This is a genomic window from Micromonospora sp. ATLC20, assembly GCF_057196585.1.
On record NZ_JBXUOV010000337.1, the window covers coordinates 1 to 2,519 of the forward strand.

Annotated in this window: 1 protein-coding gene; it reads right to left on the minus strand. The window is 68.8% G+C overall.

Features of this window, described 5'->3' with window-relative positions; translation table 11 throughout:
• Positions 1-64 precede the first annotated feature (64 nt).
• Positions 65-2,519, minus strand: a 2,455-nt coding sequence (locus tag AC2CHG_RS31040) for a transglycosylase domain-containing protein (RefSeq protein ID WP_484526164.1), incomplete at its 5' end; no start/stop codon positions are given.

Below are 2,519 nucleotides of genomic sequence, written 5' to 3' on the forward strand. Positions count from 1 at the left end.
CGCGGACCGCCACCGGGCCGCGCGCCGGCCGGGGGGCCCGCCCGCCGCCGTCGGGTGGTGCGCGTCAGTTCTGTCGTGCCGGTGGTGTGCTCGGTAGCAGCCCGCCGCCGCCACCGCCGCCACCGGGACGTCCGCCGCCTCCGGGGAGCCCGCCTCCGCCGGGGTTGGTGCCGCCCTGGTCACCGCCACCGGGGGTGCCGCCGCCGGGCGTGCCGCCGGGGCAGAACAGGCCGAGCGGGTCGCAGTTCGGGCCCCCGGGCTGGCCGGGCTCGTTCGTCGGCGGGGGCGCCTCGCCGTTGCCGGTGTCGTCCTTGCCGATGTTCGCCGCGGGCGGGAACTCTTCCTTGTCCTTGCCCTTGAGCGCGTCGTTCATGAAGCGCTGGAAGATGTCACCCGGCATCCGGGCGCCGCTGATGTCCCGGCCGTCCTTGTACTTGATCGCCTTGCGGTCCTTGACGTTTCCGACCCAGACGGCGGTGGCGAGCTGCGGCGTGTAGCCGATCATCCAGGCGTCGCCGTTGCGGGTGGTCTTGTCGCCGAGTTCCCAGGTGCCGGTCTTCTCGGCGACCTGGCGGCCGTCCTCGAGCTTCTTGTTGATCTGGCCCGGGTACTGCTTCAGCACGGAGGTGACGTCGGCGACGATGTCCTTGTCGATCCGCTGCTCCCCCTTGAGCTTCTCCGCGCCGACCAGGTCCCACTTGCCGGTGTCCGGGTTCTGCTTCTCGACCTTCCGGACGAAGTGCGCCTTGTGGTACATGCCCTGGTTGGCGAAGGTGGCGACGCCGTTGGCGTGGTCGAGCACGGTGATCGGGTACTGGCCGTAGCCGATGACGTGGAAGAACGGCGACGGCGCCAGGTCCTTCGGGTCGGCCTTGGTCAGGTCGTGCGGCGTGGCCGGGTTGGTGTCGGTCTGCCACATGGTGGTGACGCCGGCCCGCTTGGCCATGTCGAGCACCTTGTCCGGGCCGATCTGCTCGGTGATGTAGTAGAACGGCACGTTCAGCGACTTCAGCGTCGACAGTTCGAGGGTGCAGGAGTCACCGCAGGAGACCTTGTCCGCGCCGGCGTTGCTGACCTTGAACTTGGTGTCCTTCGGGGTGAACGCCGAGCCCTTCCACCGGGACTTGAGCGAGATGCCTTCCTTCAGCGCCGCGGCGAGCGTGTAGATCTTGAAGCTCGAACCCGGCGAGTGCCCGCCGCTCACCACGCCGTTGTCGATGTTCTTCCCGGCGTAGTCGGTGCCGGTGCCGTTGTCGCCGCCGTAGTAGGCGAGCACCCGGCCGGTCTGCGGGTCGATGGCCACCACGGCGGCCATCAGGTTCGGCGGCTGGCCGGCCAGTTCGGAGCCCTTCTTGGCCCGCTGGGCGGCGGCGAGCGCCGCCTCCTGCATCTTCTTGTTGATGGTGGTGGTGATCTTGTAACCACCCCGGCTCAGCGCCTTCGAGCACAGCGGCTTCTTCTCGGTCGCCTCGGCCTCGTTGTCGGTACAGAGCTTCATCTCGCGCAGTTCCTGCGAGACGTAGTTGACGATGTTGCCGTACGGGGTGTCGATGCCGAAGCCGCCGCCGCTGTTCTTCGACGGCTTCTGGATGTTCTTCGGGTACTCGGTGGGGTGCGGCGGCGTGTTCGGCGCGTCCAGCCACTTCTCCGTGATCATGCCGTTGATCACGTAGTTCCACCGGTCCAGCGCGGCGGTCGGGTTGATCGCCGGGTCGTAGCCCTGGTGGGTGGCGCTCGGCTCCGGCTGCTTGATCAGTGCCGCCAGCACCGCGGCCTCGGCCACGGTCAGGTCCTTGACGTTCTTCTTGAAGTACGTCTGCGACGCGGCCTGGATGCCGTACGCGCCGCGGCCGAAGTAGATGACGTTCAGGTAGTGCTGCATGATCACGCGCTTGTCGTACTTGTCGTTCAGCTTGGAGGCGAGGATCGCCTCCTTCACCTTGCGGCCGTACGTGTCCTGGTTCAGGTTCTCGAACGCGTTGCGCGCGTACTGCTGGGTGATGGTCGAGGCGCCCTGCTTGTCGCCGCCGGTGAGGTTGTTCCACGCGGCGCGGGCGATGCCCTTGTAGTCCACACCGGAGTGCTTGTAGAAGTTCCGGTCCTCCGCCGCGGCGACCGCGTGCTGGACGTGCTCCGGGATCTGGTCGATGGTGACGAGCTGGCGGTTCTGGTCGCCGATCCGGGCGACGGCGGTCTTGCCGGTCGAGTCGTAGATGGTGGTGGACAGCGGCGGGATGGTGTCCTCCGGGAGCACCACCTTGGTGGAGTACCAGGTGAAGCTCACCACCCCGATGCCGGCCAGCATGATGAACACGGCGAAGCCGGCGATCAGGACGTTGATCCGGCGACGCTTCTTGGCGCGCGCCGGGTCCTCACCGCGGCCGCGCCGGCCGGGACCGAGCGGACCGCCGGGACCACCGGGGCCACCGCCGGCGGCACCTGGTACCCGGGCGCGGCCACCTACTGCTGCCGCGCCGACGCTCGCGCGTCCGCCCACGCTCGCACGCCCGCCGACGCTC